Annotated in this window: 15 protein-coding genes and 1 tRNA gene; 7 read left to right on the top strand and 9 right to left on the bottom strand. The window is 33.4% G+C overall.

Annotated features, from left to right (window positions below; translation table 11 throughout):
• Positions 1-25: 25 nt before the first annotated feature.
• Entirely contained in the window at positions 26-1,144 is a 1,119-nt protein-coding gene (gene tgt, locus HA143_RS01475) for a tRNA guanosine(34) transglycosylase Tgt (RefSeq protein ID WP_209082898.1), read from the bottom strand.
• Positions 1,145-1,242: 98 nt separating this feature from the next.
• Here tgt and HA143_RS01470 point away from each other — a divergent pair, with 98 nt between their 5' ends.
• Entirely contained in the window at positions 1,243-1,983 is a 741-nt protein-coding gene (locus HA143_RS01470) for an adenosylcobinamide-GDP ribazoletransferase (protein ID WP_209082897.1), read from the top strand.
• On the opposite strand, the gene HA143_RS01465 is transcribed toward HA143_RS01470, so the two are convergent.
• The gene (locus tag HA143_RS01465; RefSeq protein WP_209082896.1) at positions 1,961-3,097 is read right to left on the bottom strand and encodes a sensor histidine kinase; all 1,137 of its coding nucleotides are present in this window, start codon (positions 3,095-3,097) and stop codon (positions 1,961-1,963) included. The two genes, HA143_RS01470 and HA143_RS01465, sit on opposite strands and share 23 nt — an antisense overlap.
• 248 nt (positions 3,098-3,345) lie before the next feature.
• Between HA143_RS01465 and HA143_RS01460 the strand changes: the two genes are divergently transcribed.
• Positions 3,346-3,714, top strand: a complete 369-nt coding sequence (locus HA143_RS01460) for a DUF3155 domain-containing protein (protein ID WP_209082895.1) — start codon at positions 3,346-3,348, stop codon at positions 3,712-3,714.
• Here HA143_RS01460 and HA143_RS01455 read toward each other — a convergent pair.
• Positions 3,711-4,328 carry an alpha/beta hydrolase gene (locus tag HA143_RS01455; RefSeq protein WP_209082894.1) on the bottom strand — a complete coding sequence of 206 codons (618 nt, stop codon included), beginning with the start codon at positions 4,326-4,328 and terminating at the stop codon, positions 3,711-3,713. The two genes, HA143_RS01460 and HA143_RS01455, sit on opposite strands and share 4 nt — an antisense overlap.
• A 33-nt stretch (positions 4,329-4,361) precedes the next feature.
• Between HA143_RS01455 and purH the strand changes: the two genes are divergently transcribed.
• Positions 4,362-5,915 (top strand): bifunctional phosphoribosylaminoimidazolecarboxamide formyltransferase/IMP cyclohydrolase, encoded by a 1,554-nt coding sequence (gene purH, locus HA143_RS01450; RefSeq protein WP_209082893.1) that lies wholly within the window; start codon positions 4,362-4,364, stop codon positions 5,913-5,915.
• Position 5,916: 1 nt separating this feature from the next.
• Here the strand turns inward: purH and HA143_RS01445 are convergent, their stop codons facing one another.
• The 4 genes from HA143_RS01445 to sfsA all read right to left on the bottom strand — a co-directional run bounded on the left by HA143_RS01445 (position 5,917) and on the right by sfsA (position 10,288).
• Positions 5,917-6,480, bottom strand: a complete 564-nt coding sequence (locus tag HA143_RS01445; protein ID WP_209082892.1) for a DoxX family protein — start codon at positions 6,478-6,480, stop codon at positions 5,917-5,919.
• 104 nt (positions 6,481-6,584) lie between these two features.
• On the bottom strand, positions 6,585-7,781 hold the full coding sequence (locus HA143_RS01440; protein WP_209082891.1) for a 4-hydroxy-3-methylbut-2-enyl diphosphate reductase: 1,197 nt from the start codon (positions 7,779-7,781) through the stop codon (positions 6,585-6,587).
• Positions 7,782-7,870: 89 nt separating this feature from the next.
• Positions 7,871-9,367 carry an ammonium transporter gene (locus HA143_RS01435; RefSeq protein ID WP_209082890.1) on the bottom strand — a complete coding sequence of 499 codons (1,497 nt, stop codon included), beginning with the start codon at positions 9,365-9,367 and terminating at the stop codon, positions 7,871-7,873.
• Between the two features lie 180 nt (positions 9,368-9,547).
• The gene (gene sfsA / locus HA143_RS01430; RefSeq protein WP_209082889.1) at positions 9,548-10,288 is read right to left on the bottom strand and encodes a DNA/RNA nuclease SfsA; all 741 of its coding nucleotides are present in this window, start codon (positions 10,286-10,288) and stop codon (positions 9,548-9,550) included.
• A 72-nt stretch (positions 10,289-10,360) separates the two neighbouring features.
• Between sfsA and murJ the strand changes: the two genes are divergently transcribed.
• Positions 10,361-11,974, top strand: a complete 1,614-nt coding sequence (murJ, locus tag HA143_RS01425; protein WP_209082888.1) for a murein biosynthesis integral membrane protein MurJ — start codon at positions 10,361-10,363, stop codon at positions 11,972-11,974.
• 3 nt (positions 11,975-11,977) lie between these two features.
• On the opposite strand, the gene HA143_RS01420 is transcribed toward murJ, so the two are convergent.
• A complete protein-coding gene (locus tag HA143_RS01420) occupies positions 11,978-12,262 on the bottom strand; it encodes a DUF3181 family protein (RefSeq protein WP_209082887.1) in 285 nt (94 codons plus the stop codon).
• 15 nt (positions 12,263-12,277) lie between these two features.
• A complete protein-coding gene (locus HA143_RS01415; protein ID WP_025900283.1) occupies positions 12,278-12,529 on the bottom strand; it encodes a hypothetical protein in 252 nt (83 codons plus the stop codon).
• 86 nt (positions 12,530-12,615) lie between these two features.
• Between HA143_RS01415 and HA143_RS01410 the strand changes: the two genes are divergently transcribed.
• From HA143_RS01410 to HA143_RS01400, 3 genes are all read left to right on the top strand, one after another.
• Positions 12,616-12,689: transfer RNA gene (locus tag HA143_RS01410), tRNA-Arg, on the top strand.
• Between the two features lie 77 nt (positions 12,690-12,766).
• Positions 12,767-14,038 (top strand): serine hydroxymethyltransferase, encoded by a 1,272-nt coding sequence (gene glyA / locus HA143_RS01405; protein ID WP_025974899.1) that lies wholly within the window; start codon positions 12,767-12,769, stop codon positions 14,036-14,038.
• Positions 14,035-15,309, top strand: coding sequence for a competence/damage-inducible protein A (locus HA143_RS01400; RefSeq protein WP_209082886.1), 1,275 nt, complete (start codon positions 14,035-14,037; stop codon positions 15,307-15,309). The genes glyA and HA143_RS01400 overlap by 4 nt, the downstream gene beginning before the upstream one ends.
• Positions 15,310-15,321 lie beyond the last annotated feature (12 nt).

Below are 15,321 nucleotides of genomic sequence, written 5' to 3'. Positions count from 1 at the left end.
TAATTTAATTAATTATGATAAGACGTTACCACGTATGGTGAGCAATAGAGGATGTTTTCCAAGGAGCGAAATCATTTGTAAAACAATTTTCTCTAATTGCATTAGAAATTGCATTTGTAAATCTGATTAAGTGAGCAATATTATGCAAACTTATGAGGGTTAGGCCTAATATTTCGTCATTTCTAATCAGATGATGTAGATATGCTCGGGAATAGGATTTACAGGTCTCGCATTTACAAGTTTTGTCAATCGGAGAAAAGTCATTTTTAAATCGAGCATTTCGCAAATTCAATCTTTCATCATTAAAAAATGCAGTCCCATGTCTTCCTAGTCTTGTAGGCAAAACACAGTCAAATATATCGAATCCATTAGCAACAGCTAAAGAAATTTCTCTTAAAGAGCCAATTCCCATTAAATATCTTGGTTTATTTATTGGTAAGAATTTCGGGACGTAATTAATTACACTATGTATTTCTTCGACTGCCTCGCCAACACTTACACCTCCCACGGCTATTCCAGGCAGATCAAAAGAACTTGTATATTTTGCACTATATTCTCTCAATCTCGGATACTTACCACCTTGAACTATGCCGAATAATGCTTGATTGGATTTCTGATGAGTCTCAACACATTTTTGCAACCATGAATGAGTTCTTTGTAAAGAGTCCTCAATATCATTTTCGTTAGCTGTATGCGGAGGACAATGATCGAAAGCCATCGCAACATCCGATCCAAGATCCATTTGAATCTGTATTACTTTTTCAGGTGATAAAAATACATAACTACCATCTCTTGGATTTTTAAATTCCACACCTTTATCAGAAATATTATTTAATTTGGCCAAACTAAAAACTTGATATCCTCCTGAATCAGTAAGAATAGGCTTAGGCCAATTCATGAACTTATGTAATCCGCCAGATTCTTTAACTAGTTTTTCTCCAGGTTGTAAATGAAGATGAAAGGTATTAGAGAGAATCATTTCTGACCCTGTAGAGTTTAACTGCTTAGATGACATTCCTTTAACAGTCGCCAAAGTACCCACAGGCATAAATTTTGGTGTGTTTACCTGACCATTTGGTGTATAAAAAATACCAGTTCTTGCAGCTGTATTGCTGCAATTCGATGTAATTTCAAATTCAAACACGATAATTTATAAAATTTTTTGATCTTTTTTCATTAATCTACCCTATTATTTAATATTGAATCTATTTTTATCTCATCAAAAAATATTTAATAAAAAATTTGGCAGGATCTTGGATTTTCTATACGACATTTCCAAAGATACCTTTAATTAATCCCGAATTTAAAAATATTGCACAATTTGCGCCGCCTTTAGGATTTTTTATTGGAACAATACAGAGTTATATTTTTCTTTTTTTAAGAACTAACTCTTGGTCAATTTATGCATCTACATTAATTTGTTTGGCTTCAGGATATTTAATTACTGGTGGTCTACATATTGATGGTTTAATGGATAGTTTCGATGGTATTTTTGCGGGTAAAAAGAAACGTTTAAAAGCCATGAAAGACAGTAAAGTTGGGTCCTTTGGCGTTCAAGCTTTAGTTTTTATAACTTTAATTCAAATTGCTTGCATAATCAAAATTCAAAACCTAATAATTTTTGTTTTACCTATATGCTTATTTTGGGGCAGATTTTCAAATTTATTTTTTATAGAAAAGTTTAAATATATTAGTTATAAGAAAAAATCTATTAGTCACAAAAAATTTTGGAATGGATTTAAACAAGAATCTTTTATCTCCATTATTTTTCTTTTAATTTTCATTGCATACCAATTAGTTTCAATTACATCACAAGCAATATTAATTAAATTTTTAATTCTTATTTTGATTGGTATTTTTCTAAGCTATTCTATTCCAAACATTCTGGGTATTAAAATTGGAGGCTTCAATGGAGATGTATGCGGTGCAAGTGTTGTACTAGTTGAAACTGCAATGTTGTTTATGCATGCAATTCTTTTATAGGTAGTTCTAAATAGAAAATATTTTTCTTCTTAAGATTTTTTAATTTCTCAGTATTATCAATCGAGTTATTTTCCAGCAATCTCAAATCTCCTCCAATTTGTTTTGCTAATTTCCTCGCCAAAAAAAGTCCCACACCAGTTCCGTCCTTCTTTTTAGCCGCAGATCCTCTAAAACCTTTTTCAAAAATTTTCTCGTTTTCATTTTTGGTTATTTTTTTACCATCATCAAATATACAAAGTCCATTACTCGTAATTGCGAGTCCAATTTCAGCATCTTTTTGGGCATATTTAAACGCATTTTCTAATAAATTGGCCACAATTTCGGCAATTACAGCATATTTTGCCTTTAAGGGCGATATAGTCCAATCTGGCCAAAGAGAAGGTTCAGTCCAATCTCTATTCTCTAAGTCCGCATTAGCTTTACCCCTTTCTAATATTGGCCTCAATAAACCCTGAACAGTTATTACCTTTTTATTATCTAAATTTGGTGGTAATAATAATCTTTCCTCTCCAATCTCTAGAGGCAGTTCAATAGGTGAATTTAATTTCGAAAAAGAATCCATATATTGATTAATTTGTTTTTGCTCTATTATCATGCGTTCGACTATTTCAATAGAGCCATCATCTGAACCAAGTCTTTTTATTAGTAATTTTGCATATGTCCTAAGAGCAGCCAATGGATTCCTCAATTGATGGATTATGACATTAACCTGACTTTTTAAATAATTGATTTCTTCATTTTTATTTTGACGTTCTAATTCGATAGAAACGCATTTAGCTAAAGATATTGAAAGTGCTTTTAATCTAGAATCAAGAGATAATGGCCAATTTCCCCCTTGCAAATCAGTTTCCACCCTAAGAACACCAAGTAGAATATCGTTTTCTTGAAGCGGGTACCATCTTCTATTAGGAGAAGAAACTTTTAGTGAAGGATCATCTTCTATTGATATTAGAAGCCTATCACTTTGTGGCCATTGACCAATTATTTCAAAAGATGCTTTAGTTCCTTGATTAGCTGAAGCAAGATACATAACGATATGAGTAACTCCCATTGAGCAACCAAAACTCTCTAGCTGTCTCACAATAAGTTCTTCAAATTTTTTAGTGATATTCATAATTAATGAAATTTTAAGTAATTTTTAGAAAAAACTTGAAAAGGGCTTGTAAAATATGAAAAAAGTATTAAGATATATAAAGAGGTCTGACTTTAGCCAGCCTTAAATATGAACATATAATCATATTTTAAGCTACATCAGGGGTTGATGGGTCCTCTATGTAATTTGAAGTGAATTCAAAATCACAGATATAAGATTAGTAAAATAACTAAGACTAATCTAATTAATAATTTCAGGAGTACCAATCAATGTCAAAAAAAAGAAAAAGAATCAGCAGAAGAAGACTTGCTGGTCAAAGAGTAATGGCACATGTTCCTATTTATCATATCGAAACCGGCAATCATAAACCAGTTACAGCTGCAAGAAGATTTATAGCTGAAAATGAGTTGTCTGCTCCTTCAGTTTTCAACGTTCGAAGAAATGAACATACCACTGATAGGTTTTTTTGGGGTGAAAAAGGTTTATTTAGCGCCCAATATGCTGAAGAAAATCATTTTCTATTTCCATCATTAAAAGTCGTAGTTGAGGGTATTGGGGAAGAAAAAATATTTGAAGGTCTAGAACTTACTGCAGATGATTGGGAAGAGATTGAAGAATACGAATATGCTTTCGTTTAAAGAATATTACTCATATTTGAACTTAGAAAATTAATTAAATTTGAGTCAATTTGATGGAATCCATCAAATTCTAATAATTCGCAAAATTTCGAAGACTTACTTTTTACCTTTTCATAAATAATCCTAGAAGCATCTATAGGCACGACGTCATCAAATAAGCCATGACTAACAATCAATGGTGGGCATTTTTCTCCTGGGACCCAAGTTGGATGAGGATAACCACTGCAAGAAACAATTAATCCTAGATTTAGTTTAAATCCTGCATCAATTGCCATAGCTGCCCCCTGAGAAAAACCCAACAAAACTGTTTTTCTAAGTGAAATCTGCTCAGTATCAAATTCTTTTAATGTATCTAAAAGTTTATTTACTTCAGCCTCAGCCCCCTTCCAATCATGTGGGTATAATCCATACCACTGTCTTCCCTGACCACTTGGATGTAATCCAGGCGCCCTCAAAGAAATTAACTCAAAATCAAGATTTGTTTTTTCTGTAATTTCCTTTCCAATTGTTAAAAGGTCATCTGCATCGGCTCCCCAACCATGTATCAAAATAATTCTATGAGTTGCAGTTTGAGAGCTAATCGAGACAAATTCATGATCAATATCGTATTTCATGTTTATATTCTTAAGTAAGTAAACTTTCCCATAATGTCACCATTAGCCTTAATAAGTGTCTCTGATAAAAAAAATATAATCCCATTTTGTACAGAATTGGTAGAAAAATTTAATTATAAAATTCTATCAAGTGGAGGAACTGCCAAACATCTAATAAAAGCAAAACTTCCAGTTATTAAAGTCGCAGATTTTACTAATTCGCCAGAAATCCTTGAAGGAAGAGTTAAAACTTTACATCCAAAAATCCATGGAGGAATATTAGCGAAAAGAACTGATAAGGAACATAAAAAAGATATAGAAGCTAACGACCTTGAACTAATTGACTTGGTAGTTGTAAATTTATATCCTTTTAAGAAAACTGTTGAACAGGGATGCAAATGGGAAGATGCTATTGAAAATATCGATATTGGAGGGCCATCAATGATTCGTTCTGCAGCTAAAAATCATAAAGACGTTTCCGTTTTAGTAGATCCTAGTCAATATCAAGAATTTCTTGAAGAAATTAAAAAAGGGGTTTTAAATGATGCATATAAAGCAACATTAGCCTTTGAAGCTTTTCAACATACAGCCGACTATGACGCTGCAATATCTAATTGGATAAGTAAAGAAAGAGGTTTACAATCTTCCAAATATATTGAATCTTATCCACTAATCAAAACCTTAAGATATGGAGAAAATCCTCATCAAAAAGCTTTTTGGTATGGTTTACGTAATATTGGATGGAACTCAGCAGAACAATTGCAAGGTAAAGAGTTAAGTTATAACAATCTATTGGATCTTGAGTCAGCGCTTTCTACAGTTTTAGAATTTGGCTATGAAGAAAAAAATGATCTTAAAACAAACACGTTTGCTTCCGTTATTCTAAAACACAATAATCCTTGTGGTGCCTCTACAAGCAATTCAGCCTCTCAAGCATTTCTGAATGCTTTGGAATGCGACTCAGTTAGTGCTTTTGGAGGAATAGTTGCTTTTAATTCAAATGTTGATAGTGAAACCGCAATTAACCTCAAAGATATTTTCTTAGAGTGCGTTGTCGCTCCTTCTTTTGATGAAGAAGCTTTAAAAATTTTAAAAAGCAAAAAGAATTTAAGAATTTTAAAGTTATCAAAAGATATGCTTCCAAAAAAGAACCAAACTTCTACTAAATCAATAATGGGAGGATTACTCGTTCAAGATACTGATGATAATGAAGATATAAATGAGAGTTGGATTTTAGTAACTAAAAAAAATCCGAGTAATCAAATGAAATTAGATCTAAATTTTGCATGGAAAATTTGTAAACATGTAAAATCAAATGCAATTGTTATTGCAAAAGACCAAAAAACTATTGGTATTGGAGCTGGACAAATGAATAGAGTTGGAGCCGCAAAAATTGCATTAAAAGCAGCCGAAGGGTTATGTTCTGAGGCTGTTTTGGCAAGCGATGGTTTTTTTCCATTTGCCGATACTGTAGAACTTGCAAATGAATATGGAATAAAAGCTATTATCCAACCCGGAGGAAGTTTAAGAGACCAAGAAAGTATTGATATGTGTAATTCAAAGGGAATCTCAATGATATTTACTCAAAAAAGGCATTTTTTACATTAATTTATGTTGATTTGGGATAATATGTAATTTTGTTAGACTTTCTAAATAAAGAAAGTCTGCCTGGACCTGCGCATAGAAAGTAAAGAGAAATAGCACCATATATAAAAGACAATTCGAAGGCGTAGTTGTGTCCTTCAACTACTGCAAGAGGAAAACCTTCTAATCCCGTATCTAGAAGATGAAAATAAACCGCAAATACCATTGTAGATAATAGTCCAAGAGAAGAAAGCCTTGCAAAAAGACCTAAAGCCAGTCCTAGAGGGCAAACTAATTGAGTGATAGCTGCTCCAAAAGTCCAAACAACAGGATCACCTGGCAAAAATGGAAAGTACTTACTAACTACAAATTCTGCAAAACCCTGCGGATCTTGAAGTTTCTCTAGGCCATGATGAATCATCAAAGCACAAAAACCGATGCGTAAAACAAAAATTGATAGTTCTCCAAGAATATTTACTTCTGACCCTGAAGATGAATTAGCAACTACAACTTCAACTTTTTGGGGGGCTTTAGTTCTATTCATACTGGCTGCTGTTTGAACCTGATTAGTTTGTGTTTTGTCTTCCATACTTCAATAATTTTTAACTATTCTAGTTAATAAAGTATATCTTTAGGAAATATCTGAGTAATAAATTAAAAAAACTAAGCAAAGTCATAAATGGCATTACAAATTTAGGAAGCTATATCAATTAACTTTTCAATAACATCTGCAACAACTTTATCAGGAGTAGATGCACCGGAGGTAATTCCAACATTAATATTCCCATTAGGTAAAAAATTATTTTTAAGTTCTAAATCTAATCCTAGTGGTTTATGTAATATTGAGTTTTCTGCAACTGATATTCTCTCTGGAGTATCTATGTGAAAAGAAGTAATATTTTTCGTAATTGCTATTTCTTGTAAATGAGTTGTATTTGACGAATTAAAGCCGCCTATAACGACCAAGATATCAAGGTCTTCATCAACCAAAGAAAACATTGCATCTTGTCTTTCTTCAGTTGCATCACAAATTGTATTAAATGCTAAAAAGTGACTATTCACTTTTGCTGGTCCAAATTTTTTTAACATCGTTCTTTCAAAAACCTTTCCAATTTCCTCGGTCTCGCTCTTAAGCATAGTTGTCTGGTTAGCGACTCCTACTCTATCTAAATCTTTATCTGGATCAAATCCATTAGAACAAGCTTTAGCAAATTTGTTCATAAACTCATTTCTATTTCCTCTGCCCAGAATATATTCAGATACATAATTTGCTTCTTCTAAATCAAGTACAACTAAATACTTGCCTGCAAATGAGCTAGTAGCAAGAGTCTCTTCATGCTTAAATTTTCCATGAATTATAGAGGTGAAGACATGTTTTTTATGTTTCTCAACAGTATGCCAAACCTTAGAGACCCAAGGACAAGTTGTATCTATGATATGACATCCTTTCTCATGAAGGAGTTTCATTTCTTGAACAGTAGCTCCGAAAGCAGGCAATATAACTACATCCCCATTAGAAACTAACGAAAAATCTTTGATTCCATTTTTAGCTGAAATGAACTTTACATTCATTTTTCTTAAATGATCATTAACTGAGGGGTTATGAATTATTTCGTTTGTTATCCAAATATTCTCATTAGGGTAATGCCTCCTAGTCTCATAAGCCATTGCTACAGCTCTTTCAACTCCCCAACAAAAACCAAAGGCTTGGGCCAATTTAATATTTAGCCTGCCTTTAGTGTAAGTAAAACCATTATCTCTTATAGAAGTTATCAAATCACTTTGGTAAGCTTCTTCTAATGCTTGAGCTCTTTTTGTTGGAGAATCGAAACCTCTTCTATTGTATCTATCAGAATGATGAAGAGATCTTCTAAAAGCTTGAGTATCCATCTTTAGATATTACAACATTTTAAATAATTTTTTATAAAAAAAAAGAAACCTGACATAAGTCAGGTTTCTAAAATCAATTTTAAGTTAGATTATTTAGCGGATGCAAAGTCTGGATATGCTTCCATTCCATGCTCTCCAATATCTAAACCTTGAGTCTCTTCCTCTTCAGATACCCGGATTCCACCGAATAATCCTCCAATTATAGACCAAGCAATCCAACATGTAACCAATGTCCATATTGCATAACTCCCAGCTCCTAAAGCTTGAACAAGAAATTGGTTGATTCCACCGCCGTTAAAAATACCTATTCCAGCAGCGCCAGGATCCATTCCTTCTACGCCCCATAGACCAATAACGACAGTTCCCCAAACTCCACAAACTCCGTGGACTGAGAAAGCACCAACTGGATCATCAATTTCTGCAGCATCTAATGCAGCTACTGCAAATACAACAATAATTCCACCTACTGCCCCTGCAACCCAAGACCCTGCGAAAGTCATATTTCCACAACCTGCAGTTATGCTAACCAAACCTGCAAGAATACCGTTTATGATCATTGTCAAATCTGGTTTTCCTGAAGTTAAGGTAGATAAGACGGTTGCAGCAATAGCTCCACCTGCGGCAGCAAGTGTGGTTGTAACAGCTACGTATGCTACATATTCATCCATAGCGAGCTCTGAACCAGGGTTAAAGCCATACCAACCAATCCAAAGGATTAAGGCACCTAAAGTAGCAATAGCCATGCTGTGGCCAGGCATTGCTTGAGCCTTACCATCAACATATTTACCTATCCTTGGCCCGAGCATCATTGCTCCGACTAAACCAGCCCAACCACCTACTGAGTGAACAATAGATGATCCTGCGAAATCGATAAAGCCTAGCTCTGAAAGGAAACCTCCATTCCATTGCCAGCTACCGGAAATAGGATAAATGATTCCAGAGAGAACAATTGCAAAAATAACAAACTCTCCGAATTTAACTCTTTCAGCAACTAATCCAGAAACAATAGTTGCAGCTGTTCCAGCAAATGCTGCTTGGAAAAGAAAGTCTACAGATGGTACTAAAACAGAACAATCATCAATAACTCCTGCAGCACAAGCAAGCGCATCAGAAGGATCAGGGTCTAGAAATAGTCCGTTAAAGTATAAAAATCCTCCTGCTACAGAATCCCCATACATTAATGAGTATCCAATAAACCAATATGCAGTTACGGCAAGTGCAAATACAAAAAGGTTTTTAGCAAGAATGTTTACAGCATTTTTTGATCTACACATACCAGCTTCAACCATGGCGAAGCCTGCGTTCATGAAGATCACAAGTATAGTAGCTACGAACAACCATAAGTTGTCAGCTAAAAAAGTAGCAGCCTGAGGTCCTGTTAAGTCTCCGAGACCAGGGCCAGCTTTAGCAGCAAAAGTGAAGATACTTAAGCCGAAAAGTGCTACTGGAACGGTGGCTAACCAAATCAATGAGCGATTGGTTCTAAAGCCACGTATGCTGCGCAGGAGTAGCATAGGTCCTTCAATAAGGCTAGCCTCTTGAAGTTTCTTGCTGCGTCCTGGCCGCGAATGCAAAGCAGTGGTCATAAATAATTTTAATTGTCAAAAAAAACAGATTATTCTGTTTCCTTTCACATTCAATTTTGCTCAAAAAACTTATTAGTGTCTAGTAGTCGTTGCTACCGATTTTATAGTTGCTTCACAAGGCTATATTTGTTAATTTAAAAACTATTTTTTTTTAGAATTTAAAAATATCAAGTTTTTTATTTATTTCAAAGGTTTAATTCCATTCCATGATACATGGTCTTTATGAAATTCAAAGGAGCATGGTATGGATATCATTCCTGCACTCAAAGATTCTCTAAAAAGATTGCCATATAAGGGATCTGCATCATCTCCAGGCGCAAAGAAATTAGCGTCTTTTCTAGTAATACAAAGTACTAAAACACTTTTACTTTCAGGAATCAATTCTTTTAATTCTATGAGGTGTTTTTGGCCTCTTTTCGTTACTGTATCTGGGAATAGAGCTACATTTTCTTTAATCCAAGTCGTATTTTTAACCTCTATGTAAATGTTACGTTTATCAGGATTTGAAGATTTTGGGGTTAAAAAAAAGTCAATTCTGCTTTTTTTATCTTTTCCATAGGGAACTTCAGATTTAATTTTCTCTATTTCACCTATTCTTTCTATTAGCAGATTTTTTTCAATAACCTTTTTGATTAACTTGTTTGCAAAGAGAGTATTAATACCTACCCAAACCTCCTCATTTTTTGCATTAACAACACATATCTGTTCCCAAGTAAAAGGTAATTTTCTTTTTGGAGATGGGGAAACACTTATTCTTACTTTTGCTCCCTCTCTCAAAAGTCCTTTCATTGGACCTGTATTAGCACAATGAGCAGTTACAACCTCTCCAGTTTCTAATTTAATATCTGCAAGAAATCTTTTATATCTTTTGATTAAAACCCCTTCAATTAATGGGTCAAATTCAATAATCCGATCTTTCATAAATATGTCTTTAGTTAAGAATCAAATATAATTGAAACTTATTCTTCTTGAAAAATTTTTAGATAAAGCCAAATGCATTCATTTTTAAAAAATAATGTTTTTTCAATTTCATTTGGTACTAGTCTTAGTAAATTAGCTGGATGTTTAAGACAAGTATTTATAGCTGCTGCTTTTGGGGTTGGTATAACATACGACGCATTTAATTATGCCTATATAATTCCAGGTTTTTTGCTCATAATCATTGGCGGAATTAATGGTCCTTTACATAATGCAGTAGTCGCCGTTTTAACTCCTCTTAACAAAAAAAATGGAGGAATCATCCTAACTCAAGTAAGCATTAAACTTTCAATAATATTGTTCGGTTTAGCTATATTGATTTACTTTAATTCTAGTTTATTAATTGAATTATTAGCCCCCAATTTAAGTTCCGAAGCCAAAACTATTGCTACTTACCAATTAAGAATACTTACACCTTGTATCCCATTATCTGGCTTCATAGGTTTAAGCTTTGGAGCCTTAAATTCACGAAGAAAATTCTTCTTGTCAAGTATCAGCCCAGCCATAACAAGCTTAACTATTATTTTTTTTATTTTATTTAGTTGGACTTTCAACCAAGAAAATACAACCAAAAATCTCTTCACTTCTTCGGGATTACTAGCTTTTGCAACTTTGACGGGAACTTTAATTCAGTTTGTTGTTCAAATTTGGGAAATAAATAAGATAGGCCTCTTGAGATTGCAATCAACCTTCCAATCATTTAACTTCCAATCATTTAACTTCCAAACATTTAAATATGAACAGAGGAGGATTTTAAAACTAATTATTCCTGCATCTATCTCATCAGGTCTGAGTCAAATTAATGTTTTCATAGATATGTTTTTTGCTTCAAGTTTTCAAGGCGCAGCATCTGGACTAGCTTACGGCAACTTTCTTATACAAGCCCCCTTAGGCATATTATCTAACTCCTTGATTCTGCCATTACTTCCAAAATTCTCTAAATTAAGAAGTGAAAAAGACAAAAGAGGTCTCCAAAAAAAATTGATATCTGGGGTAGAGTACTGTTTCTTGGCAGCTATTTTTTTAACCGGATTTTTTATAACATTCAATAATCAAATCGTACAATTAGTTTTTCAAAGAGGATCTTTTGATTATTCAGCAACTTTAAAAGTAAAAAATATATTAATTGCTTACGCAGTTGGCATACCATTTTATCTTTATAGAGATTTATTAGTAAGAACTTACTATTCAATAGAAAAAACAAACTTCCCTTTTAAGTCTTCATTTGCAGGGATAATATTTAATATTTTTTTTGATTGGTTTTTAATTGGTGCCCCAATTAAGAATTTTGGGAATCTTTCTCCATATAATTTCGGAGTTGTGGGAATAATTTTATCTTCAGTAATAGTCAACCTTATAGTCTGTATTTTGCTTTCTTTTAATCTGCGAAATGAAGATATCCATTTACCTAACTTGGATTTATTGAAGAAAATTAGCCTCATGTCATTAGCAGCATTTATAGACAGTACACTTTGTTTTACTATTCTCCAAACTACTAATAACTTCAATTCAAATCTTGCAGAATTTTTATTATTAATATTTGGAACCCTAACTTTTTTTGTGATTTATTTTTTACTTACAAAATTCTTGAAAGTAAATAAATTTAAAGTTTCAAAAAAAGAGATTTAGTTTTTAAAAAAAACTTTCCAAAATCTCTTCTAATTCTAGAATTTGTGAGTTAGTGATTAAATTAATCAATGGAATACTATTAACACCATCCCCTACTTTTACATTTATTGCTTTAAGACTTAATTTTGCAGCCTCCAATGGGCCTTGATCTCTATTGCTGATACATTCAATAGCAAGATTCCTAGCTAGTCCAGCGTCTCCAAGATACAAATTCCACTTTTCTATTTTTATAAAAACCTTTTCGGAAATAACATTTTCTAGATCACTTATACTTATCTGAGAGTCCATAACATAGAAATTAATTTAAGTTGATTGTTTTGAAGTGTCTTTTGGTTTTTTGATAATTACGAAAAGTAAATGGGAGGCCAAAAGAACTGACCAGACAATTGCAAAATTATTAAAAAAGCTGATTTCATATTTAATCTCTTTTAAAAGCCACGTGCCACTTACAATCGCAGTAAATATCATGCAGTGAATAACAAAATTTACTATTCGAGAAAAATGTTTATAGATAGGATCTTCTGAGTCACCATTTCCGTACCACTTTATAGGCATATTAATAATTAGATTGTTAATAATAGACATTTTACCCGAAATCTAGTTGACTAAGAGACCCTGAAACAGAGATATTACATAATTATGCGCCTGTAGCTCAGTGGATTAGAGCACCTGACTACGGATCAGGGTGTCGGGAGTTCGAATCTCTCCAGGCGCGTTTTAAATTCTGAAATATTCTTTTTATATTTTTCTAAAAAATATCGTCTATATTATGGGTATTACTTATCAAATTCAATGAATATCCTTCAAAATCTTAAAGAAAGTGATCCAGTAATATCAAATTTTATTAACTCTGAAAAAAATAGGCAGGAAACTCATCTTGAGTTAATCGCAAGCGAAAATTTCGCATCAATTGCCGTTATGCAGGCTCAAGGTTCCGTACTTACAAATAAATACGCCGAGGGATTACCCCAAAAAAGATATTACGGGGGATGTGAATTTGTTGATGAAATCGAAGAATTAGCTATTCAGAGAGCGAAAAAATTATTTAATGCAAATTGGGCTAATGTTCAACCCCATAGTGGAGCGCAGGCCAATGCTGCTGTTTTCCTAAGTCTACTTAAACCTGGCGACACAATCATGGGGATGGATTTATCTCATGGTGGACACCTAACTCATGGGTCTCCAGTAAATATGAGTGGTAAATGGTTCAATGCAGTTCACTATGGTGTAAATAAAGAAACTAGTGAATTAAATTTTGATGAAATAAGAGAGATAGCACTTGAAACAAAACCAAAATTAATCATATGTGGATATTCTGCTTATCCAAGAACAATCGATTTTGAGTCATTTAGAAATATTGCAGATGAAGTTGGTGCATTCTTAATGGCTGATATTGCACACATCGCCGGTCTTGTAGCAAGTAAACTCCACCCAAATCCAATACCATATTGTGATGTAGTAACCACAACTACTCATAAAACATTAAGAGGGCCTAGAGGGGGACTTATCTTGTGTAAAGATGCAGAATTTGGAAAGAAATTTGATAAATCTGTTTTCCCTGGAACTCAGGGTGGGCCCCTCGAACATATAATTGCAGCTAAAGCAGTTGCATTTGGAGAAGCCTTGCAACCAGATTTCGTTAATTATTCCCAACAAGTAATAAAAAATGCAAAAGTTCTAGCTTCAACTTTAATAAATAGAGGTATTAATATCGTTAGCGGAGGCACTGATAACCATATTGTTTTACTCGATTTAAGAAGTATCAATATGACTGGTAAGATTGCTGACTTACTTGTAAGTGAAGTGAATATCACTGCAAATAAAAATACTGTTCCATTTGACCCTGAATCACCTTTTGTAACCAGCGGACTAAGGTTGGGAACTGCTGCTCTAACTACTAGAGGCTTTAATGAGGATGCTTTTGCTGAAGTTGGTGAAATTATTGCTGATAGATTACTTAACCCAGACGATTCACTGATTGAAAGTAAATGTAAAGAAAGAGTATTAACCTTATGTAATCGTTTTCCTCTTTATGAAGGCAAACTTGAAGCATCAATTAAATGAGTCCTAACTCCAAGGGAGTTGAAATTCTTTCTATTGGAACAGAGCTACTCTTAGGAAATATTATCAATACAAATGCTCAATGGATTTCTGAACAGTTATCTCAATTAGGCTTAAATCACTTTAGGCAATCAACTGTAGGTGATAATTCTGATCGAATTATAAAAGTAATTCAAGAAATATCGACAAGAAGTAATCTTCTAATTACAACTGGTGGATTAGGACCCACCCCAGATGACTTAACTACTGAAGCAATAGCCAAATCTTTTAATGTATCTCTTTTTGAAAGACCGCTTTTATGGGATGAAATTAAACAAAAACTCTCAAACTCAAAGCTCAAGGACGATTCCTCCAGCTTAAGGAAACAATGTTTCTTCCCAGAAAATGCTCAAATTATTAATAACCCTAGGGGCACTGCACCAGGAATGATTTGGGAACCAGTAAAAGATTTTACTATCCTTACTTTCCCAGGAGTACCCAGTGAAATGAAAACTATGTGGGAAGAGACGGCGTATGATTTCATTAAAACCAAATTCTCAGATAATTATTCCTTTTTCTCAAATACTCTTAAATTTGCGGGTATTGGAGAATCAAGCGTTGCTGAAAAAATTAATGATCTATTAAATCTTAAAAACCCTACCGTTGCTCCATATGCAAACTTAGGAGAGGTTAAACTCAGAATCACCGCGCGAGCTAAGAACGACCTTGAAGCAAAAAATATAATTAAACCTATTAAAGAAAAATTAAAAAAAGATTTTTCAAAATTTATTTTTGGAGAGGATAACGATACTCTTCCTAGCGTTTTAATAAAAGAATTAACCAAGAGGAACGAAACAATTGTTTTTGCTGAATCCTGCACCGGAGGCCTTCTATCTTCATCACTAACCTCAATATCAGGCTCATCTCAAGTTTTTCAAGGTAGTATTGTTTCCTATAGTAATGAACTAAAAAATTCATTATTAAATATTTCTAAAGAAAAGCTTACAAAATATGGAGCTGTTTCTGAAGAAGTTTGTGAGGCCATGGCAATTAATGTAAAAGAGAAATTAGGAGCAGATTGGGCAATAGCAATTAGTGGAATAGCTGGGCCTAACGGAGGCAGTCAAGATAAACCTGTTGGACTTGTCTATATTTCAATTTCAGGACCAAATAATCATATAACTAATATAAAAAAACTATTTAACTCAACACGAAATCGAATAGAAATTCAAAGACTAAGTGTAAATGTGTGTTTGAACAGCCTCCGATTAATCCTATTATCGAATAGTAAGTAACTATTTTTACAA

The sequence above is a fragment of the Prochlorococcus marinus CUG1415 genome (assembly GCF_017696015.1).
GTDB lineage: Bacteria > Cyanobacteriota > Cyanobacteriia > PCC-6307 > Cyanobiaceae > Prochlorococcus_A > Prochlorococcus_A marinus_AE.
This window is presented reverse-complemented; position numbering and strand designations above follow the sequence as displayed.

Excerpts from the sequence above, each read along its gene's own strand:
- HA143_RS01445 (WP_209082892.1), bottom strand. The coding sequence starts at position 6,480 with ATGGAAGACAAAACACAAACTAATCAGGTTCAAACAGCAGCCAGTATG.
- HA143_RS01440 (WP_209082891.1), bottom strand. The coding sequence starts at position 7,781 with ATGGATACTCAAGCTTTTAGAAGATCTCTTCATCATTCTGATAGATAC.
- HA143_RS01455 (WP_209082894.1), bottom strand. The coding sequence starts at position 4,328 with ATGAAATACGATATTGATCATGAATTTGTCTCGATTAGCTCTCAAACT.
- HA143_RS01415 (WP_025900283.1), bottom strand. The coding sequence starts at position 12,529 with ATGCCTATAAAGTGGTACGGAAATGGTGACTCAGAAGATCCTATCTAT.
- purH (WP_209082893.1), top strand. The coding sequence starts at position 4,362 with ATGTCACCATTAGCCTTAATAAGTGTCTCTGATAAAAAAAATATAATC.
- murJ (WP_209082888.1), top strand. The coding sequence starts at position 10,361 with ATGCATTCATTTTTAAAAAATAATGTTTTTTCAATTTCATTTGGTACT.
- HA143_RS01420 (WP_209082887.1), bottom strand. The coding sequence starts at position 12,262 with ATGGACTCTCAGATAAGTATAAGTGATCTAGAAAATGTTATTTCCGAA.
- HA143_RS01435 (WP_209082890.1), bottom strand. The coding sequence starts at position 9,367 with ATGACCACTGCTTTGCATTCGCGGCCAGGACGCAGCAAGAAACTTCAA.
- glyA (WP_025974899.1), top strand. The coding sequence starts at position 12,767 with ATGAATATCCTTCAAAATCTTAAAGAAAGTGATCCAGTAATATCAAAT.
- sfsA (WP_209082889.1), bottom strand. The coding sequence starts at position 10,288 with ATGAAAGATCGGATTATTGAATTTGACCCATTAATTGAAGGGGTTTTA.
- HA143_RS01400 (WP_209082886.1), top strand. The coding sequence starts at position 14,035 with ATGAGTCCTAACTCCAAGGGAGTTGAAATTCTTTCTATTGGAACAGAG.
- HA143_RS01460 (WP_209082895.1), top strand. The coding sequence starts at position 3,346 with ATGTCAAAAAAAAGAAAAAGAATCAGCAGAAGAAGACTTGCTGGTCAA.
- HA143_RS01465 (WP_209082896.1), bottom strand. The coding sequence starts at position 3,097 with ATGAATATCACTAAAAAATTTGAAGAACTTATTGTGAGACAGCTAGAG.